The 24,586-nt window shown below is 71.4% G+C and carries 24 protein-coding genes; 9 read left to right on the forward strand and 15 right to left on the reverse strand.

The genetic code is table 11. The features are described from left to right. Positions 1–48: 48 nt before the first annotated feature. The 5 genes from ACIRP7_RS03970 to ACIRP7_RS03990 form a co-directional block, all read right to left on the reverse strand. The gene (locus tag ACIRP7_RS03970; RefSeq protein ID WP_403653561.1) at positions 49–993 is read right to left on the reverse strand and encodes an NADP-dependent oxidoreductase; all 945 of its coding nucleotides are present in this window, start codon (positions 991–993) and stop codon (positions 49–51) included. Next, complete coding sequence (locus ACIRP7_RS03975) at positions 990–1,856, reverse strand: helix-turn-helix transcriptional regulator (RefSeq protein WP_403653564.1); 867 nt, start codon at positions 1,854–1,856, stop codon at positions 990–992. The genes ACIRP7_RS03970 and ACIRP7_RS03975 overlap by 4 nt, the downstream gene beginning before the upstream one ends. 193 nt (positions 1,857–2,049) lie before the next feature. Then, positions 2,050–2,508: a TIGR03618 family F420-dependent PPOX class oxidoreductase gene (locus ACIRP7_RS03980; RefSeq protein WP_403653567.1), complete on the reverse strand. Its 459-nt coding sequence runs from the start codon at positions 2,506–2,508 to the stop codon at positions 2,050–2,052. 74 nt (positions 2,509–2,582) lie between these two features. Then, positions 2,583–3,407 carry a helix-turn-helix transcriptional regulator gene (locus ACIRP7_RS03985; RefSeq protein ID WP_403653570.1) on the reverse strand — a complete coding sequence of 275 codons (825 nt, stop codon included), beginning with the start codon at positions 3,405–3,407 and terminating at the stop codon, positions 2,583–2,585. 69 nt (positions 3,408–3,476) lie between these two features. Further along, positions 3,477–3,869 carry a nitroreductase/quinone reductase family protein gene (locus ACIRP7_RS03990; protein WP_403653573.1) on the reverse strand — a complete coding sequence of 131 codons (393 nt, stop codon included), beginning with the start codon at positions 3,867–3,869 and terminating at the stop codon, positions 3,477–3,479. Positions 3,870–3,963: 94 nt separating this feature from the next. On the opposite strand from ACIRP7_RS03990, the gene ACIRP7_RS03995 reads away from it, so the two are divergent. After that, on the forward strand, positions 3,964–4,782 hold the full coding sequence (locus ACIRP7_RS03995; protein ID WP_403653576.1) for an endonuclease/exonuclease/phosphatase family protein: 819 nt from the start codon (positions 3,964–3,966) through the stop codon (positions 4,780–4,782). Here ACIRP7_RS03995 and ACIRP7_RS04000 read toward each other — a convergent pair. Together ACIRP7_RS04000 and ACIRP7_RS04005 are read right to left on the reverse strand one after the other, a co-directional pair. Then, positions 4,774–4,938 (reverse strand): DUF397 domain-containing protein, encoded by a 165-nt coding sequence (locus ACIRP7_RS04000; RefSeq protein WP_403653579.1) that lies wholly within the window; start codon positions 4,936–4,938, stop codon positions 4,774–4,776. The genes ACIRP7_RS03995 and ACIRP7_RS04000 overlap by 9 nt on opposite strands. A gap of 10 nt (positions 4,939–4,948) precedes the next feature. Continuing rightward, positions 4,949–5,800, reverse strand: a complete 852-nt coding sequence (locus tag ACIRP7_RS04005; RefSeq protein WP_403653582.1) for a helix-turn-helix transcriptional regulator — start codon at positions 5,798–5,800, stop codon at positions 4,949–4,951. A gap of 205 nt (positions 5,801–6,005) precedes the next feature. Here ACIRP7_RS04005 and ACIRP7_RS04010 point away from each other — a divergent pair, with 205 nt between their 5' ends. Then, positions 6,006–6,449 carry an ATP-binding protein gene (locus ACIRP7_RS04010; RefSeq protein ID WP_403653585.1) on the forward strand — a complete coding sequence of 148 codons (444 nt, stop codon included), beginning with the start codon at positions 6,006–6,008 and terminating at the stop codon, positions 6,447–6,449. Positions 6,450–6,462: 13 nt separating this feature from the next. Here the strand turns inward: ACIRP7_RS04010 and ACIRP7_RS04015 are convergent, their stop codons facing one another. After that, a complete protein-coding gene (locus tag ACIRP7_RS04015; protein WP_403653588.1) occupies positions 6,463–7,446 on the reverse strand; it encodes an NADPH:quinone reductase in 984 nt (327 codons plus the stop codon). A gap of 20 nt (positions 7,447–7,466) precedes the next feature. Next, positions 7,467–8,045, reverse strand: a complete 579-nt coding sequence (locus ACIRP7_RS04020) for a PadR family transcriptional regulator (protein WP_403653591.1) — start codon at positions 8,043–8,045, stop codon at positions 7,467–7,469. 125 nt (positions 8,046–8,170) lie between these two features. Between ACIRP7_RS04020 and ACIRP7_RS04025 the strand changes: the two genes are divergently transcribed. After that, complete coding sequence (locus ACIRP7_RS04025) at positions 8,171–8,563, forward strand: ester cyclase (protein ID WP_403653594.1); 393 nt, start codon at positions 8,171–8,173, stop codon at positions 8,561–8,563. Positions 8,564–8,606: 43 nt separating this feature from the next. On the opposite strand, the gene ACIRP7_RS04030 is transcribed toward ACIRP7_RS04025, so the two are convergent. From ACIRP7_RS04030 to ACIRP7_RS04040, 3 genes are all read right to left on the reverse strand, one after another. Next, a complete protein-coding gene (locus ACIRP7_RS04030) occupies positions 8,607–9,356 on the reverse strand; it encodes an anti-sigma factor domain-containing protein (protein WP_403653597.1) in 750 nt (249 codons plus the stop codon). Further along, a complete protein-coding gene (gene sigK / locus ACIRP7_RS04035) occupies positions 9,356–9,946 on the reverse strand; it encodes an ECF RNA polymerase sigma factor SigK (protein ID WP_403653600.1) in 591 nt (196 codons plus the stop codon). The genes ACIRP7_RS04030 and sigK overlap by 1 nt, the downstream gene beginning before the upstream one ends. 108 nt (positions 9,947–10,054) lie before the next feature. Continuing rightward, positions 10,055–10,498, reverse strand: coding sequence for an ATP-binding protein (locus ACIRP7_RS04040; protein ID WP_403653603.1), 444 nt, complete (start codon positions 10,496–10,498; stop codon positions 10,055–10,057). A gap of 210 nt (positions 10,499–10,708) precedes the next feature. Here ACIRP7_RS04040 and ACIRP7_RS04045 point away from each other — a divergent pair, with 210 nt between their 5' ends. Further along, positions 10,709–11,071, forward strand: coding sequence for a hypothetical protein (locus ACIRP7_RS04045; protein WP_403653606.1), 363 nt, complete (start codon positions 10,709–10,711; stop codon positions 11,069–11,071). Between the two features lie 232 nt (positions 11,072–11,303). Here ACIRP7_RS04045 and ACIRP7_RS04050 read toward each other — a convergent pair whose 3' ends face one another. Further along, a complete protein-coding gene (locus tag ACIRP7_RS04050; protein WP_403653609.1) occupies positions 11,304–12,440 on the reverse strand; it encodes an FAD-dependent oxidoreductase in 1,137 nt (378 codons plus the stop codon). Between the two features lie 190 nt (positions 12,441–12,630). Between ACIRP7_RS04050 and ACIRP7_RS04055 the strand changes: the two genes are divergently transcribed. The 3 genes from ACIRP7_RS04055 (at position 12,631) to ACIRP7_RS04065 (ending at position 16,781) form a co-directional block, all read left to right on the forward strand. Further along, positions 12,631–13,473 carry an LLM class F420-dependent oxidoreductase gene (locus ACIRP7_RS04055; protein WP_403653612.1) on the forward strand — a complete coding sequence of 281 codons (843 nt, stop codon included), beginning with the start codon at positions 12,631–12,633 and terminating at the stop codon, positions 13,471–13,473. 58 nt (positions 13,474–13,531) lie between these two features. Further along, the gene (locus tag ACIRP7_RS04060) at positions 13,532–16,144 is read left to right on the forward strand and encodes a bifunctional FO biosynthesis protein CofGH (protein WP_403653615.1); all 2,613 of its coding nucleotides are present in this window, start codon (positions 13,532–13,534) and stop codon (positions 16,142–16,144) included. A 76-nt stretch (positions 16,145–16,220) separates the two neighbouring features. Next, a complete protein-coding gene (locus ACIRP7_RS04065) occupies positions 16,221–16,781 on the forward strand; it encodes a hypothetical protein (RefSeq protein WP_403653618.1) in 561 nt (186 codons plus the stop codon). Position 16,782: 1 nt separating this feature from the next. Here the strand turns inward: ACIRP7_RS04065 and ACIRP7_RS04070 are convergent, their stop codons facing one another. Next, the gene (locus ACIRP7_RS04070; RefSeq protein ID WP_403653621.1) at positions 16,783–17,289 is read right to left on the reverse strand and encodes a DUF2165 domain-containing protein; all 507 of its coding nucleotides are present in this window, start codon (positions 17,287–17,289) and stop codon (positions 16,783–16,785) included. A gap of 89 nt (positions 17,290–17,378) precedes the next feature. On the opposite strand from ACIRP7_RS04070, the gene ACIRP7_RS04075 reads away from it, so the two are divergent. After that, a complete protein-coding gene (locus tag ACIRP7_RS04075) occupies positions 17,379–20,687 on the forward strand; it encodes a tetratricopeptide repeat protein (RefSeq protein WP_403653624.1) in 3,309 nt (1,102 codons plus the stop codon). Positions 20,688–20,810: 123 nt separating this feature from the next. After that, positions 20,811–21,929 carry an ADP-ribosylglycohydrolase family protein gene (locus tag ACIRP7_RS04080; protein WP_403653627.1) on the forward strand — a complete coding sequence of 373 codons (1,119 nt, stop codon included), beginning with the start codon at positions 20,811–20,813 and terminating at the stop codon, positions 21,927–21,929. Between the two features lie 12 nt (positions 21,930–21,941). Here the strand turns inward: ACIRP7_RS04080 and ACIRP7_RS04085 are convergent, their stop codons facing one another. Then, positions 21,942–24,485, reverse strand: coding sequence for a hypothetical protein (locus ACIRP7_RS04085; RefSeq protein WP_403653630.1), 2,544 nt, complete (start codon positions 24,483–24,485; stop codon positions 21,942–21,944). Positions 24,486–24,586 lie beyond the last annotated feature (101 nt).

A 24,586-nucleotide genomic window follows, 5' to 3' on the forward strand; every position in this document is an offset into this window, starting at 1 on the left:
CGGGTGTCGTCTCCTTCGAAGGTCAGAGGTCAGAGGTCAGGGGTCAGGTCAGGCGCCGGGCGCGGCGATGACGACCTTGCCGTGCAGCTCGCCCGCGGCGGCCCGGGTGTGGATCGCCGGCAGTTCGGCCAGCGGCACCCGCTGCGCCACGTCGACACGCAGCTCGCCCGAGTCGACCAGCGCCACCAGCCGCGCCAGCTGTTCGGCGTCGCTGTCGACGAACAGGTCGATGCCGCGCACGCCGCGCTGTTCGTCGCTGGGCGCGGGCATCCACACCGTGGAGTTCACCAGCACTCCACCGGAACGGATCAGGGGGAGCAGCGCGGCCAGCCGCGCCGGGTCGATCGGCGCGAGGTTGAGTACGACGTCCACCGGCTCGGTCACCGCCGCGGTCACCTCGGTGACGGTGTGGTCCACGACCTCGTCGGCACCCGCCGTCGCGACCTGCTCCCTGCTGCGCGGACCGGCCGTGGCGATGACGTACGCGCCGGTGTTCTTGGCGAGTTGCACGGCGTAGCCGCCGACCGCGCCGCCCGCGCCGTTGATGAACACGCGCTGCCCCGGCGCCAGCTTCGCGTGGTCGAACAGGGCCTGCCAGGCGGTGAGCCCCACCAAGGGCAGCGCGGCGGCGTCGGGCAGCGGGATGCTCCGGGGCGCGGGCGTCAGTATCCCGGCAGGAGCCACCACGTACTCCGCGGCGGCACCGGCCCCCGTCATCGGCAGGAAGCCGACGACCTGCTCGCCGATCTCCAGGCCGGTCACGTCCTCGCCCAGCGCGTCGACCGTCCCGGAGACGTCGATGCCGGGAGTGTGCGGCAGCGTCACCGGGATGGGGCCCTGCATGAAGCCCCCGCGGATGTTGCCGTCGACACCGTTGAACGAGGTCGCGGCGACCCGGATCAGAACCTGGCCCGCGCCGGGTACGGGCTGCGCGACGTCCTCGTAACGCAGGACGCTCGGGTCGCCGAACTCGTGGAAACGCACTGCCTTCATGGGAATTCCTTTCGAAGCACTGTCGGGTCATGCCGTGCCTGGCCGCCCACGGCGGGCAGGAGCTGGAGCTTTTCGTGGCTGGGTGTGCCGGGGGTGGCGGAGAAGACGAGGAGTTCCTGGGCCTGGTCGGGGTCGATCAGGCGCTGGCAGTACAGCTCCAGTTCGCCCAGCTCGGGGTGGCGGTAGCGCTTGAGGTCGTGGTGGTGGGTGACGTCCACCTCGTGCAAGCGCCAGACCTCGGCGAACTCGGCGCTGGTGGCCAGGAGCGCCGCGACGATCTCGCCGGCCCGGCCCTGCGGGTCCGCGGTGTACACCGTCCGCAGGTCCACGGTGAAGACCCTGCCGCGCAGGTCGTGGTCCTCGACGGGGTAGAGCTCGCGTTGCGCGGGGTCGGTGAACCAGCGGTACACCAGGTAGCGGGACATTCCGGTGAAGCGGGTGTAGTCGCCCAGCAGAGCGATGGCCGGACGGGTCTGCAGCAGCGTCTCGTTGAAGCGGGACATCACCAACGCGGGTGTGTCCGCGAGCCGTTCGACGATGCGCATCATGGTGGGGTTGACGTGATCCTCGCGCAGGACCCGACGTGGCGCCGAGTGTCCGGCGAGGTCGAAGAGGTGGTCGCGCTCGCTGAGGCTGAGGTGCAGGCCCCGGGCGAGCCCGGCGAGCACCTGCTCGGACGGGATCGGGCCGCGCTGCTGCTCGATCCGGCTGTAGTAGTCGACCGACATTCCGGCCAGCGCGGCGACCTCTTCGCGCCGCAGCCCGCCGGTACGGCGCCGGGGCCCGCGGGGAAGCCCCACGTCCTCCGGTTGCAGCACCTCCCGGCGTGCCCGGAGGAAGTCGGCCAGCAACGCCCGGTCCATCTCGACCTCCCGTGTTCGACGGACCAAGCGTGGCGTGCACCGGAAACGAGAGGAAGGGCGTACTTATCCACGGACAAGTTGTCCGTGGCAGAGCAAGGGGGTGCAGGCAGCGGTGACTCGCTGGTCGTCAGTCACCGGCACGTGGCGAGTCCGCGACACAGCCAGGGAGCATCGGCTTCCTCTCTGATGCTTCCTAGCCCTTGATGTCGAGTGCTGTTCCGTACAGTCGGTCCACCTTCAAGCGGATGACCACTCGGCGCTCGGCAACCAACTGCTCCAAAAACGCGTCGACGTCCTCCGGCTGCGTGGCCTGCGGGATCATTCCGAGCAGTTCCCGGCCAACCGCATCGCCAGGAACCGTCGTGGTCCCCGAGACCTCGGCCTCGCCCTCGGCCACGGCGAACGACCACACGTCGCCGCCCTGCACATGCAGTGAGGCACGCGGATCGCGCCGCAAATGCCCGACCTTGATGCGGTCGGCCGTCGTGGAGAACCGCACGATGCGGGCCTCGGCATCCCAGCTGTACAGCATGGTGGTCAGGTGGGGATGGCCACTGCGCTTGACGGTGGCGAGCGTGCCGAACTGCTGCTTGCAAAGCAGGTGGGAGAGGGCTTCGTCGGACAGTGGTCGGGGCGCTGGTCCTTGAGTCATGACGTGATCAACGTCCTTGGCCCTCCAGCAATTTCGTGGGACTGTGAGTCCCATTCACACGTTCACCGCGTGCTCTAGTCCCGTACGGCGGACAGGAGTTGGAGTTTTTCGTAGCTGGGTGTGCCCGGCGTGGCGGAGAAGACCAGCAGTTCCTGGGCCTGGTCGGGGTCGACCAGGCGCTGGCAGTACAGCTCCAACTCACCCAGCTCGGGATGGCGGTAGCGCTTGAGGTCGTGGTGGTGGGTGACGTCCACCTCGTGCAACCGCCAGACCTCGGCGAACTCGGGGCTGACCTCCAGCAGAGCGGCGACGATCTCGCCGGCGGTTCCCTCGGGGTCCGCCGTGTACGCCGCTCGGATCTCCGCGGTGAAGACCCTGCCTCGTAGGTCGTGGTCCTCGGCGGGGTAGAGGTCACGTTGCGCGGGGTCGGTGAACCAGCGGTAGACCAGGTAGCGGGACATTCCGGTGTAGCGGGTGTAGTCGCCCAGCAGGGCCACCGCCGTTTGATTCTGCAACAGCGTCTCGTTGAGCCGGGACATCACCAACGCGGGTGTGTCCGCGAGCCGTTCGACGATGCGCATCATGGTGGGGCTGACGTGATCCTCGCGCAGCTGCCGTCGTGGCGCCGAGTGTCCGGCGAGGTCGAAGAGGTGGTCGCGCTCGCTGAGGCTGAGGTGCAGGCCTCGGGCGATCCCGGCGAGCACCTGCTCGGACGGGATCGGGCCGCGCTGCTGCTCGATCCGGCTGTAGTAGTCGACCGACATTCCGGCCAGCGCGGCGACCTCTTCGCGCCGCAGCCCGCCGGTACGGCGCCGGGGCCCGCGGGGAAGCCCCACGTCCTCCGGTTGCAGCACCTCCCGGCGTGCCCGGAGGAAGTCGGCCAGCAACGCCCGGTCCATCCTTCTCTCATCCTCCGCGAACGAGCCACACGCCGAGGGATGTCCGGTCGGCGAATCCACCGTATCCCTTCACCGGTCCAGATCCACCCGAACCGTCAACTGCCCGGCCCCTATGGCCCGTACCGCCGCGCTGTTCATCAGGGGCAGCGAGCGCAGCCGTACGGCGGTGTCGTCGTCCGGCATGAGATGGGCGGTCCCGGTGTGCCACCGCCCCCGGATGCGCACCCGCACCCGCGGATCGGCCTTGATGTTGCGGACGTACTGCGACCGCTCGCCGAACTCGGAGACCAGCCAGAAGGACCCGCCGACCCGCTTGCCGCCGACCGGGGTCCGGCGGGGCAGGCCCGAGGTGCGGCCGGTGGTCTCCAGGACGGTCTGGAGGGGCATTCGGCGCATGACGGGGTTGAGCAGGCGCTGAACGGCCCTGGCGGTGCGGTACTTGCGCTCGGCGTCGCGGGACATGGGTGGTGAGACTCCTGTCTCTTGTCTTCCGTAACCTGACCGGCGGCCTCGATGATCTCAGGGTGCGGGCCGGACGGACGAAGGGGTGTCGGCGATGCGCGCGGTGACCTGGAACCTGTGGTGGCGCTTCGGCCCGTGGGAGGCACGGCAGAAGGCGATTCTTGCGGTGCTGCGGGAGCTGCGGCCGGATGTGGTCGGCCTCCAGGAGGTGTGGTCGGCCGGCTCCGAGAACCTGGCGGAGTGGCTGGCCGGGGAACTGGGCCTGCACTGGGCGTGGGCCGCCTCGCCCGCCTCGGAGCGCTGGCAGCGGCGGATCGGCGACCCGGGGGTGGAGGTCGGCAACGCGGTACTGAGCCGCTGGCCGGTGGCCGACCAGGCGGTTCTCCGGCTCCCCGCCCCCGATGCCCTGGACGACGGCCGCCTCGCCTTCCACACCCGCCTGGCGGGACCGTCGTACGACATCCCCTTCTTCACCACCCACCTCACCTCCGCGCCCACCGCGTCGGCGATCCGCTGCCAACAGGTCACCGCGCTGGCTCAGTTCGTGGCGGCGCACCGGTCGGGCACTGACTTCCCGCCCGTCGTCACCGGCGACTTCAACGCGTGGCCCGACTCCGACGAGGTCCGCCTCTTCGGCGGCTACAAGACGGCCCCGGCCGCCCCGGACCAACTCTTCCTGGACGCCTGGGAGTACGCGGATCCGACGGCCCCCTCGGCGACCTGGGACCCGGCGAACCCGTACATCCACGGGGACCCGCCGGTCCGCATCGACTACATCCACGTGGGCCTGCCGGGGGCGAGGGGGCTGGGCCATGTTCTGGGCGTCCGGCGCGCGGGCGACGGGCCGGTGGACGGGGTCTGGCCGTCGGACCACGCGGCGGTGGTGGCGGACCTGGCGGACGGCTCAGAGTGACTTCACCAGGGCGGCGAAGGCGCCGTGGCTGACGGTGACGATGGTGTGGGCGGCGTCGGAGTCCGTGATGTGGACGTTGTCGGGGTCGGTGGATATGTGGACGCAGGCGTCGCCTTCCTGGCAGTAGGACGACTTCTGCCAACGGTCCGTGATCATGTCGGCTCCCTCACAGGTTCTGGGCGATGGAATGGATCAGATCCCGGGACTTCTCGGGACTGAGGGCGGTGGCTTCCACGATGTCGAGCAGGTTCCGGTACTTCGTCAGAAGCGCCTCGGCATCCAGGAGCACCGGCCCGTGGAACTGGTCGAGTTGCGCGGTGTCGAGCTGTGCTACGGGCCCGTACAGGTAGTTGATGGACTGCCCTGAGCCGGGAAAGGCGCCGACGTCGAACGGCAGCACCCGGATCGTGATGTGCTCCTGCTCGCTCATGTCGAGCAGATGCCGCAACTGGGCCCGGGCCACGTCCCGGCCGCCGACCCGCATGTGCAGGGCCGCCTCGTGCACGGTCGTGCGATACGGCGTCGGGTCCGCGCCGTAGAGGAGGCCCTGCCGCTTGATCCGGTGCGAGACGCGGTGCTCGATCTCGGGTGGCGCGGGCTCCGGGATGACGTGCCGGAAGATCTCGCGCGCATGGTCGGCGGTCTGGAGCAGTCCGGGCATGTGGGAGGTGTACGCGGTGCGTATGGCCGTGGCGTGGTGCTCCAACTCGGCGAGGTCGAGGAGTCCGGACGGCAGGACCTCGCGGTATGACTCCCACCAGCCGAAGGTCCTTTCGGTCGCCATGGCGACCAGCGCCTCCACGAAGGCCGGGTCCGGGCAGGAGTAGATGCCGGCCAGTGCCCGGATCCGTTCGGGACTCACCCCGAACCGGCCGGACTCCACGTTGCTGAGCTGTCCCTGGCTCGTACCGAGGGTGCGCGCGGCCTCGGTCGCCGTCATTCCCGACCGCTCCCGCATCTTGCGCAGCTCCACGGCGATCCGGAGGCGGCGGGCCGTCAGCGGGGGTCTGGCGGGCATGGGTGAACTCCTCCCGGACGCACGTTCCATGAGCCGTCACTCACACGAGGGAAATGCGCCGAAGTATCTCCAGAGGCAGCAAATGACATTTGCTGACCCCCTATCTTCTTGCTCAGGCGCCACCCCACCTGGAAGCGCACCGTGGGACGCCACGGCGGAGACACCAGGCATGTGTCCAACTCCCCTCAGTGACCGGAGACTTCCGATGGCCACCGTATCCCCGTCATGGAACTACACCCTGCATCTCCCGCACGATCCACGCGCACCGGGTATCGCGAGGGGCGCCCTCAGGCTGATCCTGGCAGCGCACGACCTCCCCGACCTGACCCCCACCGCGGAGCTGCTCGCGGCAGAGCTGCTGGCGAACGCGCACTGCCACACGAAGGGGCCCTACGCCTTCCGTCTCCTGTCACCGTCCCCGGGGCGGGTCCGGGTGGCCGTCTGGGACACCGACCCCCGAGTTCCACCCGGCTTCACGACCGACAAGCCTCCCGCCGCACCGGACGCCGAGAACGGCCGCGGCCTGCACCTCGTACGGGCCTGCGCGGACGCGACGGGCGTCTCGGTACTGCGGCAACTGGGCGCGTCGAAGGGCGGGAAGCTGTTGTGGGCGGAGTGCGGGTCCGGGCCTGCCGGCACCGGGTCCTGATCAGGAACCTGCGCTATCGGGGGATGGTGAGCAGGACGCGGCCGTGGCCACCGCCGGCGTCGACGTGGTCGTGGGCCTTGGCGATGTCGTCCAGCGGGTAACGGTCGCCGACGGCGACGGTGAGGGCGCCGACGGCAGCGGCGGAGGTGAGGTCGCGGGCGGCCTGACGCTTGGCCGCGGCGGGGAAGTCGTCGCTGCCGAGCAGTCGCAGGGTGACGTTGTTGAACAGCAGAGGCCAGAAGGGGATCTCGGTGCGGTCCGTGCGGGTGGCGTAGGCGGCGATGACGGCCCCCTGGGCCGCGACGGCGTTGTCGAGATCGGCGTTGTCGGACAGCGCGACCTCGATGATCCGGTCGACGCCCCGCGGCGTGTACGAGTGGATGGCTGCGGCGGGGTCGCCGGCGTCCAGGGCGACGGCGTGGGAGACCACGGCCGGGTCGACGCGGTCGAGGTCGGCGGTGCGGCGGACGGTGGCGAGCACGGTGGCGCCGGCCCAGTGGGCGAGCTGGGCGGCCAGGGAGCCGACGCCGCCGAGAACTCCGTGGACCAGGACCAGTTGCCCGTCGACCGGGCCGTCGGCGAAGACGGTGCGGTGGGCGGTGACGCCGGGGATGCCGAGGCTCGCGCCCAGTTCGTCGCTGAGGTGGTCGGGCAGGGGTGCGGCCTGGTGGTCGGGTACGACGGTGTACTGGGCGGCGGTGCCGAAGGGGCGGTAGGACTGGGCGCCGTACACCCAGACCCGTTGTCCGACGCGGTGGGCGTCGACTCCGGCGCCCACGGCGTCGATGACTCCGGCGCCGTCGCTGTGTGGGATCACCCGCGGGAAGGGCATGGACGATCCGAGCCAGCCGCGTCGCTTCTTGGTGTCGCCGGGGTTGACGCCCGAGACGGTGACACGGACGCGGACCTCGCCGGGGCCGGGGACGGGATCAGGGAGTTCACCGACGTGCAGGACATCGGCGGCGGGGCCCTGGTCGTCGTACCAGGAAGCAAGCATGGGAGTACCTCCGTGGACGGTCAGCTCGCGGGAGCGGCGGGCGCATGCGGATCGTTGTCGGTGCATCCGGTGTCGAATACGGGTGGTTCCTCCCCGAGGGCCTCGCGCAGCCAGGTCCGTTCGGCGCGGCTGGTGGCGCGGGCGGTGAGCAGCATGCCCCGCCGGTAGGGGTCGGCGATCTGCTCGGCACGCAGGGGCCGTTCGTTGTCGTAGAAGAAGCTCGCCGGTTCCTCCAGGAACTCCAGCCGTCTGCGCAGCACCGCGTGCTGTTCGGCCACGTCGGGCAGATGGGAGAGGAAGGCCAGGACGACGTAGAACCGGGTGAAGTCGGTGATCTCGTGGTCGGCGGGCTTGCGCAGGCGCTGCAGCATGTCGGCCCGTCCGGCCGCGGTCAGGCTGAGCACGTACCGGGCCGCCCCCGCGGCCGGGTCGGCGCGCCGCTCGATCAGGCCCGCCCGGGTCAGACGGTTGATCGCCGGATACAGGCTGCCGTCACTGACCGGACGCGTATAGCCGGTCAGCTGTGAGATGCGGCGGCGCAGCTCGTGTCCGGGCAGGGGTCCCTCGGCGAGGAAGCCGAGTATCGCGAGTTCCAGCATGGGTCCATTGTCGCACTCAACATCGAATCGATGTGCACATCGATTCGATGTTAAGCTCGCGGGTATCCGCCCAAACGTCTCTGGAGAGGCACAGCAAGATGCCGTCGCAGTCCACCGAGTCAGTGATGAACCGCTTCGTCGAGTTCATCAACACGGGCAACGAGGATCTCGCCCGCGAGGTCATTTCTCCGGACGCGGTGTTCCACGCGCCGAGCCACCCGGAACTGCTGCGGGGACCCCATGGGTACCTGGAAGTCCTCGGGATGATGCGCGGCGGCTTCTCGGATGTGGAGTGGACGCTGGAGGAGACGGTCACCGAAGGCGACACCGTGGCCGCGCGGTTCACCATGCGGGGAACCCACGACGGTGACTTCTTCGGGATCCCGGCGAGCGGCAACAAGATCTCGGTGCAGGCCATGAACTTCTACTACCTGGCCGACGGCCGGATCGTCGGCGAACGGGGCCAGCCCGATCTCCTCGGGGTGATGCGGCAGATCGGTGCGGTACCGGCGCCGTGAACCTTGCAGCGGACCTCCCCGCCTATTTCTGCCGACGACCGTGCTAGGAGCCGACGGGGATGATGCCGAGGGGTTCGGTGGTGGGCCGGTGGGATCCGCCGGCGGGTTCGACGGTGATGCCGACGGCCACCGTCCGGCCGAGCGGTCGGTCCAGAACGCGGGCGGAGCGATCTCCGGTTCCCGGCAGGAGGCCCGCTGGGCGGAGGTCGCCCGAGGGAGCCGCGTACCAGAGTTCGTAGACCTTGTCGCCGCTGAGAGCGGGCAGGTCCGCGGCTACGAAGGCGGCCCGGTCGGCGGCGCGGGAGACGATGACCGTGGCGGAGCCGCCGTCGGCCAGTTTCGTGGTGTGCAAGGTGGCGTCAGGTGCGGTCAGCACGCTGGTCAGGGCGTTGTTTCCGTGCTGCAGTGCGGTGGCCTGCTCGCGGGCGTCGTCGGCCTGGACGGCCTGCCAGGCGGCGATCCCGCCGAACGCGGCAGCGGCTGCGAGGCTCGCGGCCAGGGCCCAGGACGTGAGGCGCCTTCTACGTCGGCCGGGTGGCCGGCCGGTGAGCGCGTGTTCCTGCTGGGTCCGGCCGATGGCGTCCAGGACGCGGCCGAGGAGGGCGTCCGGTACGGCAGCGTCCTCGGCGGGGGTGGGCGCGAGGCGGGCTGCCGCTTCGGCGAGTTGGGCCACTTCGCGCCGGCAGGCAGGGCAGCCGTAGAGGTGCCGTTCGAAGGCGGCTGTCTCGTTCGGGGGGAGAGCGTGCAGGACGTAGGCGCCGACCGGCTGGTGCGGGACTTCCTCGGTGGTCATCACCGGGCCTCCAGACAGTCGCGCAGCAGGCGCAGCCCGGTGCGCATCCGGGACTTGACGGTGCCGGCCGGTGTGGACAGGGCGGCCGCCACTTCGACGTAGGTCAGCCCCTGGTAGTAGGCCAGCACAAGGGGGACCCGGTACATACGGGCGAGCCGGGCCATGCACTCCTGGGCGCGCCGGCGTTCGTCGTGGTCTTCCACGGCCTCGGCCACCTCGTCGTGCTCGCGGCCCGCGAGCACGGCATCCGCACGGCGCTCACGCTGTGTCGCCGCCTGTGCGTAACGGACCCGGTCCACCGCCCGGCGATGGGCGAGGGTGAGCACCCAGCCCTTGGCGCTCCCGCGTTCGGGCCGGTAGCGCCGGGCCGTGCGCCAGACCTCGACCATCACCTCCTGCGTGACCTCCTCCGCCTGTGCCGGGTCGTGCAAAATGCGGCAGGCCAGCCCCATGACCGGGTGCGCCAAGGCCTCGTACACGCCGGTGAACGCGTCTTTGTCACCGTTCGCGACCCGGACCAGCAGTGCCTCGGCGCTCTGGGCGTCGTCGGCAGGCGGCTCGGATGACTCCTCATGGGCTGTGCTGGGCATGGTTCTCACGTTCCGTCGACGTGCTCGTCCCCGATCGATCGTGCGCCCCACGGCCTGAGCCCGCAGCCCAGGGCCCCTCATCCGGCTCAGCAGGCTCACTCCACGAGGTCATGGGGGTGCTTCACCGCCGAGGTCGTAAGTGGCCTCCACCGCCTTGCCCCGGAGGGTCGGGGTGACGGTGAGCCGGGCTCCCATGCCGTACAGCAGCGCCAGGCCCCGCCCGCCGTCCCCGTTCGCCGCCGGATCCGACCGCATCCTCGGGAGCCGGGTGCTGGTGTCGGTGACGGTGATGCCGACCGTGGTGGCGTGCGCGGCGAGCGTGAGAGTGCAGGTGCCGCTGGTGTGACGCAGGGTGTTGGTCACCAGCTCCGAGACGATGAGCAGTACGTCGGGCGCCGAGCCGGGAGACACGCCGCGCGCGGCCAGCCACCGCGCAGTGATCCTCCGGGCGACCTCAGGAGCGTGACGGCTGCGGGCCAGCGCGACACGGTGACCGGTATCGGTGCTGTGGACGGGGGGCGTGGCGATGGGTGGCGTAGCGATGGTGGTCATGACCGGCCCCTTGAGCGATGGGCAGTGACGCGGCTTCGCCAGGGATTCGATGCCGCTCCGGCCGTGGATGACTCCTGGTGACGTCGCATGCCCCGCGTCCCGGATGAAGTTTTCTCCGGCCGTATGTCATACGCGGGCCTCCGTGCCTCGAACCCCTTGCGCCAATGCAATCGACTTCGAAGGATGAGGTGAGCCTTCATGGTTGTATCCATGCGAGTCCGCCGACTGGTGGCCGGTGCGACTGCTACCGGGCTGCTGGCCGGCGGCGCCGCCCTGGGCCTCTCCGGCACGGCCGTGGCCGCGCCGGCGCCCACGACCGCGCCCACGGCGCCGGTCGGGGATCACCACGACCGGTGCGAGTGGGTCAAGGGGCACTGGGAGAAGGAGTGGGTCAAGGGCCACTGGGAGAAGAAGGTCCAGTACACCAAGACCTGGCACCAGGGCCACTACGACAAGCACGGCTCGCGGCACGAGGGCTACTGGTCCTACGACCGCCACTACACGTGGGTCTACGTCCACGGACACTGGCACTACTTCTGGGTGAAGGGCCACTGGGACTGTCACCACAAGTGACCTCACAGCCCGCGTGCAGCCCGTCGGCCACAGCCGGCGGGCTGCGCGACCAATCCATGGGGCCTGCGGGAACGGATTACGTCTCGCCGCCGTACTGGCGGCGCCGGACGCCAGGACCCGGGCCGCCGGCCGGGCCGACGGTGCCACCGGTACGGTCGTCGTCTCTCACTGTCCTCGAGGCCGACTGGTACTGCCGTAGTACCCCCGGTTGCGCGGGGTTGGGCGCAGACGCTCAGTCCCCCCGCTGCTGCCCCGTGAACATGGTGATGAAGCCGTGCGGTGTGCTCTCGCCGAACATCAGGGCGTAGAGCTCCGTGCCCTCGGTGGCGGTTGCTGCGCTGCGGGGGAACATGGCCCGCTCGTACGCGGTGAGCGCGGTCTCGATGTCGTCCGGGTGGGCCGCGAGGGCCTGGGCGAGTTCTGCGCCGTCGAACATGGCGAGGTTGGCACCCTCGCCGTTCGGGGCGGCGACATGGGCGGCGTCGCCGATCAGCGTCACTCCCGGCACCCGCTCCCACCGGTGCTCGACGGGCAGGGCGACGAGGGGACGCAGGACCGGTGCGGTGTCGGTGTCGGTGATCAGCGCGGTCAGTTCCGGGGCCCAGCCGTCGAACTCCGCCGCGATCCGCGCGGTGGCCGCGGCGGAGTCGGTGAAGTCGATGTCCGCGAACCAGTCCTGCGGGCGGACGAACATCACGTAGGTGTGCAGGTTGCCTCCCTTCTCCCGGTGCGTCACGAAGCCCTTGCCCGGTGCGAGCACGAACAGCGCCCCGCCTCCGACCGTTTTCGCGCTGACCTGGTGCCGGGTGTCGGAGTCGTACAGGTACACCTCGACGCAGGACATGCCGGTGTACTCGGGCACCGCGTCCGACAGCAGCGGCCGCACCCGTGACCACGCGCCGTCCGCCCCGACCAGCAGACCGGTGACGACCGAGGTCCCGTCGGCGAACGTCACCTCGTGGCTGCCGTCCCCGAGCGCACGCGTGCCGCCGACCTTGTGGCCCCAGCGGACCGTGCCGGCCGGCAGCGAGTCGATCAGGAGCTGCCGCAGCTCGCCGCGCTGCACCTCGGGGCGGCCGCCGGTGCCGTCGTCGGCCTTCTCGAACAGGACCGTCCCCTCCCGGTCGAGCAACCGCGTCGCCTCACGCCCCTCCAGGATCAGATCGTGGAACTCGTCCATCAGGCCCGCCGCCTCCAGCGCGAGTTGTCCGTTGTAGTCGTGGATGTCGAGCATCCCGCCCTGCGCACGCGCCGTCGGCGAGGACTCCGCCTCGTAGACGGTGGACGGAATGCCGTTGACGTGCAGGACGCGGGCGAGCGTGAGGCCGCCGAGTCCGGCGCCGATGATCGTGACAGGGTTTTTCGTCATGGTGGCTCCTCAGGGAAGGGGCCTCCCGGTGGGTTCCGGTCGGCCGTCTCCCCACACACTCCGGGCCACCGTCGACAGACCCCCGACATCGCACCGACAGTCCCGACAGACCACCGACAACCGCGCCACCGAACCCGATGCCGACCAGTCGGTATGGACATCCCGGCCCCGGCCCGGTACAGATGCAGTCATGCGTATCTCCGTGACGATCTTCCTCACCGACGAGACCATCACCCCGACCCGGCTCGCCCGTGAGCTGGAGGCGCGGGGCTTCGCCGGGCTGTATCTGCCCGAGCACACCCACATCCCCGTCGAGCGGACCACCCCGTACCCGGCGGGCGGCGACCTGCCGCGCGAGTACGGCCGCACCCTCGACCCCTTCGTCGCGCTCGGTCAGGCCGCCGCCGTCACCGAACGGCTCGGTCTCGGCACCGGCATCACGCTCGTCGCCCAGCACGACCCGATCGACCTCGCCAAGCAGATCGCCACCCTCGACCACCTCTCCGGCGGGCGGTTCACGCTCGGACTCGGGTTCGGCTGGAACGTCGAGGAAGCCGCCGACCACGGCGTCGAGTGGCGCACCCGGCGCGAGCTCGTCCGGGACCGGATGGCGCTCATGCAGGCGCTCTGGGCGGACGAACCGACCGCCTACGAAGGGCAGTTCGGGAGCGTCCGGGCCAGCCACGCCTTCCCCAAGCCCGTCCGGAAGCGGACCCTGGTGGGCGGCGCCGCCGGACCCAAGCTGTTCTCCCACATCTGCGAGTACGCCGACGGCTGGCTCCCCATCGGCGGCCGCGGCCTCGCCGAGTCCCTGCCCGTGCTGCGCACCGCCTGGGCCGACGCGGGCCGCGACCCGGCCGCCCTCCAGGTCGTCCCGTACGCCGTCGTCCCCACCCCCGGCAAGCTCGCCCACTACGCCGAGCTCGGCATCGAGGAGGTCGTGCTCCAGCTGCCTCCGGCGGGGGAGGGAGACGTGCTCAAGGTGCTTGATGAGTATGCCCGTTATGTCCAGGGTGAGGGCGAAGGTGTGTGACGTCACCCACCTCCGTGCAGCACCGCTGCCCTGATCACACCGCTCGTATGCTCGAAGGATGACGACTTCCGCGGCCTCCGGAACCGGACCCACCGACCGCCCCGGCGGTACCGGCCCCACCGAGAACTCCATGCGTCGCGCTCTCAAACGTGCCCGGGACGGCGTCGCCCTCGACGTCTCCGAGGCCGCGGTGCTGCTCCAGGCCCGCGGCCCGGCCCTGGACGACCTCACCGCGTCCGCCGCCCGCGTCAGGGACGCCGGCCTCGCGCAGGCGGGCCGCCCCGGTGTCATCACGTACTCGAAGAGCGTCTTCATCCCCCTCACCCGGCTGTGCCGGGACAAGTGCCACTACTGCACCTTCGTGACCGTGCCCGGCAAGCTCCGCCGGGCCGGCCACGGCATGTTCATGTCCCCCGACGAGGTCCTGGACGTGGCCCGCAAGGGCGCCGCGCTGGGCTGCAAGGAAGCCCTCATCACCCTCGGCGACAAGCCCGAGGACCGCTGGCCGGAGGCCAGGGAGTGGCTGGACGCGCACGGCTACGACGACACCATCGCCTACGTCCGGGCCATCTCCATCCGCATCCTGGAGGAGACTGGCCTGCTGCCCCACCTCAACCCGGGCGTGCTGTCCTGGACCGACTTCCAGCGGCTGAAGCCCGTCGCGCCGAGCATGGGCATGATGCTGGAGACGACCGCCGAGCGGCTGTGGTCCGAGCCCGGCGGACCGCACTACGGCTCCCCGGACAAGGAACCCGCCGTACGGCTGCGGGTCCTGGAGGACGCCGGGCGTTCCTCGGTGCCTTTCACGAGCGGCATCCTCCTCGGGATCGGGGAGACGTACGAGGAGCGCGCCGAGTCCCTCTTCGCGCTCCGGCGCACGGCACGGGCGTACCACAGCGTCCAGGAGCTGATCATCCAGAACTTCCGCGCCAAGCCGGACACCGCGATGCGGGGCATGCCGGACGCGGAGCTGGACGAACTGGTCGCCGCGGTGGCCGTCGCCCGCCTCATCATGGGCCCGGCCGCCAACATCCAGGCCCCGCCGAATCTCGTCGACAGCGAGTACGAGCGCCTGATCGGGGCGGGGATCGACGACTGGGGCGGGGTCAGCCCGCTCACCATCGACCATGTGAACCCCGAGCGCCCGTGGCCGCAGATCGAGGAGCTCACGGAACGCTCGCGCGCCGCCGGCTTCGAGCTGCGGGAACGTCTCTGCGTGTACCCCGAGTTCGTGCAGCGCGGCGAGCCCTGGCTGGATCCGCGGCTGCGGCCGCACGTGGATGCGCTGGCCGACCCGGAGACGGGCCTCGCCCGCCCCGACGCCCTCCCGCAGGGGCTGCCGTGGCAGGAGCCGGAGGAGGTCTTCGTCCCGTCCGGCCGCACGGACCTGCACGCCACGATCGACACCGAGGGCCGTACGTCCGACCGCCGCGACGACTTCGACGAGGTCTACGGCGACTGGGGCGCCCTGCGCGAGGCGGCCGCCCCCGGCATGGTGCCGGAGCGCATCGACACGGACGTACGGGACGCGCTGCGGACAGCCGCCGACGACCCCACGAAGCTGACCGACGCGGAGGCCCTCGCGCTGCTGCACGCCGACGGGCCCGCCCTGGACGCGCTGACCGGGATCGCCGACGACGTGCGCAAGTCGGTGGTCGGCGACGACGTCACCTACATCGTCACGCGGAACATCAACTTCACCAACGTCTGCTACACGGGCTGCCGTTTCTGCGCCTTCGCCCAGCGGCGCACCGACGCCGACGCCTACACCCTCTCCCTGGACCAGGTCGCCGACCGCGCCCAACAGGCCTGGGAGGTGGGCGCGGTGGAGGTCTGCATGCAGGGTGGAATCCATCCGGACCTGCCCGGGACGGCGTACTTCGACATCGCGAAGGCGGTGAAGGAGCGGGTGCCCGGCATGCATGTGCACGCGTTCTCCCCGATGGAGGTCGTCAACGGCGCGACCCGCACCGGCATGTCCATCCGCGAGTGGCTCACGACGGCCAAGGAGGCCGGCCTCGACTCCATCCCCGGCACGGCCGCCGAGATCCTCGACGACGAGGTCCGCTGGGTGCTGACCAAGGGCAAGCTGCCGACGGCCACCTGGATCGAGGTGATCGAGACCGCGCACGAGGTCGGCCTCCGGTCCTCCTCCACGATGATGTACGGCCATGTGGACCAGCCGCGGCACTGGCTGGGCCACCTGCGCACGCTGGCCGGGATCCAGCAACGCACCGGCGGCTTCACGGAGTTCGTGACGCTCCCCTTCATCCACACCAACGCCCCGGTGTACCTGGCCGGCATCGCCCGCCCGGGCCCGTCCATGCGGGACAACCGGGCGGTCACGGCGATGGCCCGCCTGCTGCTGCACCCCTGGGTGCCGAACATCCAGACCAGCTGGGTCAAGCTCGGCACCGAGGGCGCGGCCGAGATGCTCCGCTCGGGGGCGAACGACCTGGGCGGCACGCTGATGGAGGAGACGATCTCGCGGATGGCGGGCTCGTCGTACGGCTCGTACAAGTCGGTGAAGGACCTGATCGCGGTGGCGGAGGCGGCGGGCCGTCCCGCACGGCCGCGCACCACGCTGTACGGGGAGGTGTCGGAGGAACGGCAGAAGGCGGCGCAGGTCTCCGACGGACATCTGCCGGAGCTGCTGCCGGTGCTGGACTGAGTGAGGCGGAAGGTGTCTCGGCGGGGGCCGGTACGATGATCCGACCCCCGTTCGACGGGGATCCTTAGCCGAGGAGATGCGTGCCGTGCCAGCCCCGAAGGTCTGGGTGACGGGTCTGACCGTGGGGGCGATCGCCGCCGTCGTCGCCCTGGCCGTACAGGCCGACAAGGGAACGAAGCCGAGCCTGGCCGCCACCGCCCGGCCGAGCGTGTCGGCGTCCCCGAGCGCGTCCGCGCGGCCCGAGCCGTCGGCGACCGCGGTCCCGGACGCCTCCGGGACCGGCCGCCGGATCGTCTACTCGCTCGCCGACAAGCGGGTCTGGCTCATCGACGCGAGCGAGTCGGCCCGGCGGACCTTCGCCGTCTGGCCGGGGACGGTGAACCCGGCCCCCGGCACCTACTCGGTGTCGCTGCGCCGGGGAGATCCGACCACCGGATCCGACGGCGTGAAGATCGAGCACATCGTGTACTTCACCGCCGTGGACGGCGTGAACGTCGCCTTCTCCAACGCGGTGGACGGCTCCTCGCCCCCGCCCGCGAACGGCACCCGGACCGGCGGCATCCGCATGAAGGCGGCGGACGGGTCGGCACTGTGGACGTTCGGCGAGACGGGAACGAAGGTAGTCGTCGTCAACTGACTCAACTGGAGTTGCGGTCCGGGAGATTGACCACCAGCAGCACGAGCCCGCTCAGCACGAACACCCGCAGCGCCGCGTCCAGCCCGTTCCAGGTGTCCGACTGCCACATGGAGAACCACTCCCCGCCGATCGCGATGAACCCGGCGCCGAACAGCAGCATGAGCATGAGCAGCCCGTAGGTGGAGAAGCGCCGGGCCCGCGGATCGTCCCCGCGCACCCACAGCCACGTGCCGTAGATCAGCACGAGCGCGGCCAGCGTCTCCCAGACGATGATCGCGACGTACGCCGTGTTCTGAAGTCCCTTGCTGGTGATCGCTCTCCACATCAGATCGTCGTCCTTGAACGTCGTGTCCATCGCGAGAACATGCTGCACGAACGCCTGATTGGTCCCGAAGTCGGTGATGTTCCCGAACGCCACGAGCGCTATGTACAGCGCGACGGTGGCGGTGAGGAGGGTGGCGGAGAGGTGGAGTGCGCTGCGTGTGGTGCGTGGGGGTGTCGATGCCATGGGGGCCATCTTCCCTGTGCGGGGCGGCGTGATCCAGATCGGTTGCGCCAGAATGGGAGCCGGACGGGCCGCGACGAGGGGACAGACGCATGGCGCAGGCGGAGCCGTCGGCGCAGGAGCTGATCCTGCGGCGCACCCGGGCCGGATTCGTGGGCCGCGAGACCGAACGGGCCGTGTTCCTGCGGAACTTCGACATCCCGGCCACCGACGCCCGGCACCGCTTCCGGTTCCATGTCCACGGCAGCGCGGGCATCGGAAAGACCTCCCTGGTCCAGGAGCTGGCGCAACTCGCCCGTGAACGCGGAGCACTCACGGCCTACATCGACGACAGCGTCGGCAGCGTGCCGGAGGCGATGGAGACCCTCTGTCGTGAATTCGCCGAGCAGGGGCGGCGGTTGAAGGAGCTGGAGCGGCGCCTCGCGACCTGGCGGGAGCGGCGGCGCGAGGCGGAGGCGGCCACACTCGCCGCGCTCGCACCCGAGTCCGCGCCGGAGCCGGCGTCGGCGTCGGCCGGGAGCAGGATGGCGGTGGACGTCGGCCTGGGCGCACTGGAGGCCGCCCTGCCGGGCGCCGGCCTGGTCACCCGGGCCCTTCCCGCCGACCGGCTCGCCCAGGGGGCCGACCGGCTGCGGGCCGGCCTCGGCGCCCGTTTCCGCAACCTCGACGACGTCGACCTGGTCCTCACCCCGGAGCGGGTCCTCACCCCGGTGTTGCTCGGCGAACTGAGGGCCGCCGCCTCCGCCGTACCGTGGATCGTCCTGTTCTTCGACACGTACGAGCGGACCGGCCCCTTCCTCGATCCATGGCTGTACGACGTCCTCACCAAGCCCCGCGAGCACGGCCGGCTGCCCGCCGCCGTCGTCGTGGTCACCGCGGGTCAGCGCCCCCTGGACACGGCCCGCTGGGGCGGCCTGGACTCGGTGGCGGAGGTGCCGCTCGCTCCCTTCACCGAGGCCGAGTCCCGCCGCCTGCTCGCCGCGCGGGGCGTCGTGGCCGAACCGGTCGTGGAGGAGGTGCTGCGCCTCACGGGCGGCCTCCCGGTCCTCGTGTCGACGCTCGCGGCCAGACGCCCCGAAGGCCTGGACGACGTGATCGACCCGAGCACGACCGCGGTGGAGCGGTTCCTCAAGCCGGAACCGGAGGCCCGCCGGAAGGTCGCCAGGGCCTGCGCGCTGCCGAGACGGCTGGACGCGGACGTCTTCCGGCTGCTCGTCGCCTCCCCCGAGGGCGAACTCGACGCCGAGTACGCCTGGTTGACCGGGCTGCCGTTCGTCGCACAGCGCGGGGACCGGCTCCAGTACCACGACGTCGTACGCGCGCAGATGCTCCGGCTGGAGCGGCGCCGGTCCCGCACCGAGTGGACGACCCGGCACCGGCGGCTCGCCGAGGCGTTCGCCGAGTGGCGTGAGGACACCGGATTCGGCCGCAGCGCCGAGGAGTTGTGGGCCGACGAGGAATGGTGCGAGCTGCGCCTGGAGGAGATGTACCACCTGCTGTGCGCCCGCCCGCCCGCGGCGCTCGCCGAGGCGCTGCGCGGATTCGTCGTGGCCTGCCGCGAGGACGAGGTCGTCGCCCGACGCTGGGCACGGATGCTGGAGGAGGCGGGCGACGCGGCGGACCACGCCGTACTTCGCGAGTGGGGACGGTCGTTGGCCGCGGCGCTCGCGGACGAGGAGGCCGGAGTGACCAGGGCGACGGACCTGCTCCTGGCCCGCCCCGGTCTCGACCCGGCCGGCCGGGCGGAGGCGCACGTGCTGCGCGGCAGGGACCTGCGCAACCGCCAGGAGTACGCGCAGGCCCTGGAGGAGTACGACCGTGCGGTCGAACTGGACCCGCTCCAACCGCTGGCCCACTACGGCCGAGGCCTCACCCACCAGCTCCTGGAGGACTACCCGGCGGCCCTGGCCGCCCTCGACCGGGCCGTCGAACTGGCCCCCGACACCGGGTGGATCCTCGCCGAGCGGGCCGAGACCTACCGTCTGGCGTCCCGGCTCGACGAGGCGGACGCCGACTTCAGCCGTGCCGTCGCCCTCGACCCCACCGACGACATCGCCCTGACCGGGCGGGCGGTGTGCCGGCACACCATGGGCCGGCTCGACGAGGCACTCGCCGACTTCAACCGTGCGCTGAGCATCGACCCCGAGTACCTGTGGGCGCTCGTGCGCAGGTCCCGGCTGCACCGCGCACGCGGCGACCTGGACAAGGCGTTCGCCGACCTCGACCGGGCGGCCGCGCTCGCGCCCGAGGTGGCCTGGGTCGCGTCGGAACGCGGCGACGCGTACCGGCTCGCCGGGCGGTACGAGGAGGCGGTGGCAGAACTGGGGCGCGCGGTGACCCTGGAGCCGGGCTACGCGTCGGCACTGGCGAGCCGCGCTCAGACTCTGTACGAACTCGGCCGGTACGAGGCCGCGTTGGCCGACTTCGACCGGGCCGTCGGGATGATCCCCGATTACGCCTGGGCGCTGGTGATGAGATCCCGGGTGCGGCGCCGACTGGACGACCAGGACGGCATGTTGGAGGACCTGCGGCGAGCGGCGGGAGCGGAGCCCGGCGCCCACTGGATCCAGGCCGAGCTGGGCTCGGCGTACCGGATCGCGGGCCGGCCCGACGAGGCGGTGGCCGTCTTCCACGCCCTCCTGGCACAGGACCCGGCCCACGAGACCGCCCTGGCCGGCCTGGGAGCGATTCACCACGCCCGCAAGTCCTACGAGGAGGCCCTGCACCACCTGGACCGCGCCCTGGCGGCCGACCCGGAGTACGCGTGGGCCTACGGCCTGCGAGGCCGGGTGTGCCTGGCGATCGGCCGCACGGAACAGGCTCTGTCCGACCTGGACCGCTGCGTGGAGCTGGACGCCGAGGTGACGTGGGAGCGGGGCGCGGCGATCGAACTGCTGATGTGGTGCGGGAGATGGGAGGAGGCGAGGGAGCGGCTGGCGTCGACCCACTCCACGGAGGTGGACGACGTAGGGGCGGAACTCCACCGTCACTACGGCGAGTGGGCGCAGGCCCGCGCTCTCGCCGAGCACCTGCGCACCACCAACCCCCTCGTCGGCACCTTCCAACTGGCCATGACGGTCCACGGCTCCGAAGGCCCGGCCGCCGCCGAACCCCTGTGGCGCGACCTCGCCCGCCTGGTCGAGCAGGATCCCGACATCACCCCGGTGATGCGGGCCCAGGCCCACTGCTTCCTGGGCTGCGCCCTGTCCGACGGCCCGGCGGCGGACCGGGGCCTGTCCGAACTCCTCGTCCTCGCCCCGGAATGGGACGACCTGGCCTCCCTGGCCGGCATCCTCACCGAACTGCTGACAGGCCCCGACGGGGACCGTCACCACGTCCACGCCTGCCTGACAGCGGTGACCGAGGCGAGGGACGCGATACGGGCTCGCTATGCGGGGTGATCGGTCCGTTCGAGGACCAACCGGGTCACACCCCGCATACCCCCACGCCCCCTGAACCTCCCACCTCCCGTCGATTACAGTGCAGGGCGTCGTACATACGGACGGTCGCCATGGGAGGTCTTGGTGGGTGCGACAACCGGGGCCGTCGTCTGGGGGCGTGCCGAGCAGCAGGACTTCCGGAGCCGGGTGCGCGGGACGCTCCTCGGGGTGGCCGTGGGTGACGCGCTGGGCGCGCCGGTCGACGGGCTCGGACTGGACGAGATCCGCGAGGCGTACGGCGCCGAGGGCCTCGTGGACCTCGGGTTCGGATACGGCCGGCGCGGCGCCGTCACCCATCTCACCCAGCTCAGCCTCTTCACCGTGGACGGGCTCATACGGGCCCAGGTCCGCCGGGACACCGGCGCCTGGCATCCGCCCACCGACCTGCACCGGGCGTATCTGCGCTGGGCCGCCACCCAGCGGGACTGGGGGCCCGACGAGCGGCGCAAGGAGGACGGCTGGCTGGCCCGGGAGGAGTGGCTGTACGCCCGCCGCGACCCGACCCGGTCCCTGCTGGTCGGGTTCGGCGACGACACCATGGGGACCCTGGAGTCGCCCAAGAACCCGAACGAACTCGGGCCCGAGGCCACAGCCCGTTCCGCGCCCTTCGGGCTCCTCGTCGGATGGGAGCCGCAGCTCGTCGTACAGCTGGCCGTCGAGTGCGCGGCGCAGACCCACGGGCACCCCGTCGCCTATCTGTCGGCCGGCGCGTACGCCCTGATCGTGCACGCGCTGGCCCTCGGCGACAGCCTGGACGGGGCGGTGCAGCGGGCCCTCGCACTGCTGGCCGCGCGGCCCGGGCACGAGCCCGTGTCGGACGCGCTCCAGCACGCGCTCGGGGCCGTACGGCAGGGGATGCCCACCCCGGCGCGGGTCGAGGAACTCGCCGCCGACGGTTCGGCGGACGGGCTGCTGTCCGCCGCCGTGTACTGCGCGCTGGTCGGGGAGGACGTACGGCACGGCCTGTGCCTCGCCGTGAACCACGACGGGCCCTCCGCCGCGGCCGGCGCGCTCACGGGCGGTCTGCTGGGTGCCCTGCACGGGGAGACGGCCCTCCCGCCGGCCTGGCTGGCCGAACTGGAGGGCCGCCCCACACTCCTGGAACTCGCCGACGACTTCGCCATGGAGATGACCCAGGGGCCCGCGCTGCACGGTCCCGCGGGAGCGTCTCCCGGGTGGCTGGCGCGCTACCCGCGGGGGTGAGACCCGCTGCTCTTACAGCGGCGCGGACCAGAGCCCGCGTCCGTGGGTCGCCACCAGCAAGCGTCCCCCGTCGGGCGAGACGTCCAGGGAGACGATCCCGGCGTGCGGCAGTGCGCCGCCGAGCCGGTGCCAGGTGCACGAGCCGGTCGCGGTGGGTGCGGCGGCGAAGACGCCGACGTCCGTGCCGACGACCACGTGCCCGTGCCACAGGGCGAGCGCCCCGGTCGGCGCGTCCGGCAGGTCGCCGGTGCGGTCGGTCCAGGTGGTGCCGCCGTCGGTGCTCTCGAAGACGTGACCCTCGCCCGCGCCGGAGACGTAGGAGCGGGTGAAGCCGCCGTACGTGGCCCAGACATGGCGGGCGTCGTGCGGGTCGACGGTGAGCGAGGTGACGTACCGGTTCGGCAGCGGCGCGGTGAGCCGGTGCCAGGTGCCGCCCGCATTCGTGTCGATACCGCTGGCGTACTGCTCGCCGCTCCAGTCCTCCCAGCCCGCGTACGTCACGGAGCCGTTCACGCCGAGGGCGGTGATCGAGTGGTCCTCGCCGGTGTCGTGGACGGCGGTCCAGTCGCAGGAGTCGGCGGTGCAGCGGGTGTCCCAGCCCTTGCCGGCGTTGTCCCACACGTAACGGCCGCCCGCGACCCAGTGGTTCACGTCGGCGAGGTCGGAGGTGTAGGGGGCGATGAACTCGGGGCCCGGGTCGCAGCCCTCGAGGTCGGCGTTCCAGTCGCAGGCGGGGGAGATGCCGGTGAAGGAGGGCGTGGTGCCGTCGGAGCGGCCGCCGTTGGTGGTCAGCACCATGTCCAGGTCCACGTACTCGTTGACGGCGCGGTCGGCGTCGTGCGGATCGACGACGACGAAACCGCCGTCACCGCCCGAGGGCTGGTACAGCTCATGGGCGCCGGGCAGGCTCAGCACGTTGCCGTTGTCCTGGGTGCCGCCCCAGGTGGACAGGGCGCCGGTCTTCGGGTCGGTCCCGTAGGCGGCGTCGTAGTACTGGAGGGTGCGCAGGTCCTGGTTGAGGTTGCTCCAGCCCTTCGAGGGCAGCTCGGGGTCCGGACGCAGGGTCGCCGAACGCTCGTACACACCGCCATCGTTGCCGAAGTAGACGCGGTGGCCCGGGCCGAAGGCGATGGCGTGCTGGTCGGCATGGGTGGTCATCGGGCAGCCGCCCGCTATCAGTCCGTCGGTGTAGCACTTCAGGCCGTAGTTCCAGTACGGGCCGATGGTCGCCCACGTCTTCCCGGCGTCCCAGCTCTCGAACACCTCGGAGAAGCCGGCGTAGACGTGGTCGGGGTCGGCGGGGTCCACGGCGACGTACTGGTTGTACCAGGCGGCGCCGGCCGCGTCGCTGTTCTGCGCGCCCGAGGCCTTGAGGACGTCCTCGTCGGCGACCGTCGTCCAGGGGCCGGCCGCGTCACCGGTGGCCGAGCGGAAGACGTCGCCGTCGCTGCTGCCGTTCGTGGCGTCGCCGACGACGGCGAACAGTTCACGGCCGTCGGCCGAGTACGACAGGGTCGACCGGCCGGGAACGACGCCCGCCAGATCACCGGTCGGGGTGACCTTGTGCCAGGTGCCGGGCTTTCCGTAATCGTCGGACTCGTAGACGCCGTTGGCGTCCCCGGGGCCGGTGAACTGGCGCGCGATCACGGCGGTCACCTGCCGTCCGCCGGTCCCCGGGCGTACGGCGACGTCGGTGGCGGCCGAGGACCAGCTGGTGTCCGGGGCGCCGGGGGCGAGGGCCACCGTCCAGTCGGCGCGGATGTCGTCGGCGGCCCGGCGCAGGACGCCCTCGTTGGTGGCCGCGTAGACGTGTCCCCGGCCGTCGAAGGTGATCCGGGGCACGATGCTGCCGTCGATGCGCCTGCCCACCTGCTTCCAGGTCCGGCCCCGGTCGGTGGAGCGGTAGATGCCGAGGCCGGTGTAGGAGTCGCCGGAGTTGCTGGGCTCGCCGGTGCCGATCCACAGGGAGTGGTCGGCCGGGTTCACGGCCAGGGCGCCCATGGCGAGGGTCTGCTGCTGGTCGGACAGCGGCTTCCAGTGCCGCCCGTCGTCGTCCGAACGCCACAGGCCACCGTCGGCGGCACCCTCGTACACGGTGTGCCCGTCCACGGCGAGCGAGGCGACCCGGCCGCTGACGAGGCCGAACCCGGAGCCGAAGTTCGACGAGACCGGGTCGGCGTACTCCTTGTCCTCCTGCTGGAGCGGGACGTTCGTGACCTCCGACCACCGGGTCGGCACGGTCGGCAGTTTCCCTGCCTGCGCGTAGGCGTGGGTCAGCGCACCGGGCCCGATCGAGTCGCCGGGAGCCGTCTTCATACGGGCCTGCTGGGCGAACCCGGCGGTCGGGTCGTCGCGGTCGGTGCCGTCGCCGTCGCCGTCGTCGGCCTGGGCGGTCAGGGCGGTGACGGCGGTGGTCGTCGTGGGGTCGACCGGGCCCGATCTGAGGTGGTCGTGGGGGGCGGGCGAGGCGGCATCGGCGCGGCCCGCGACCAGGAGCAGGGCGCAGGCGGCAACGACGGCCGCCCGTACGCCCGTTGGGGGGAGGCTCAGGTTCATGCCAGTGATCACACAGGAGCTGCTTGAACTCTGGAGTACACAGGCGGCAATGATCCGGCAAAGCAATCCCCTCAACCGTCCCAGAAGGCGGGGAGGTTGAG

It is taken from the genome of Streptomyces sp. NPDC102270 (assembly GCF_044766405.1).
Taxonomy (GTDB): domain Bacteria; phylum Actinomycetota; class Actinomycetes; order Streptomycetales; family Streptomycetaceae; genus Streptomyces.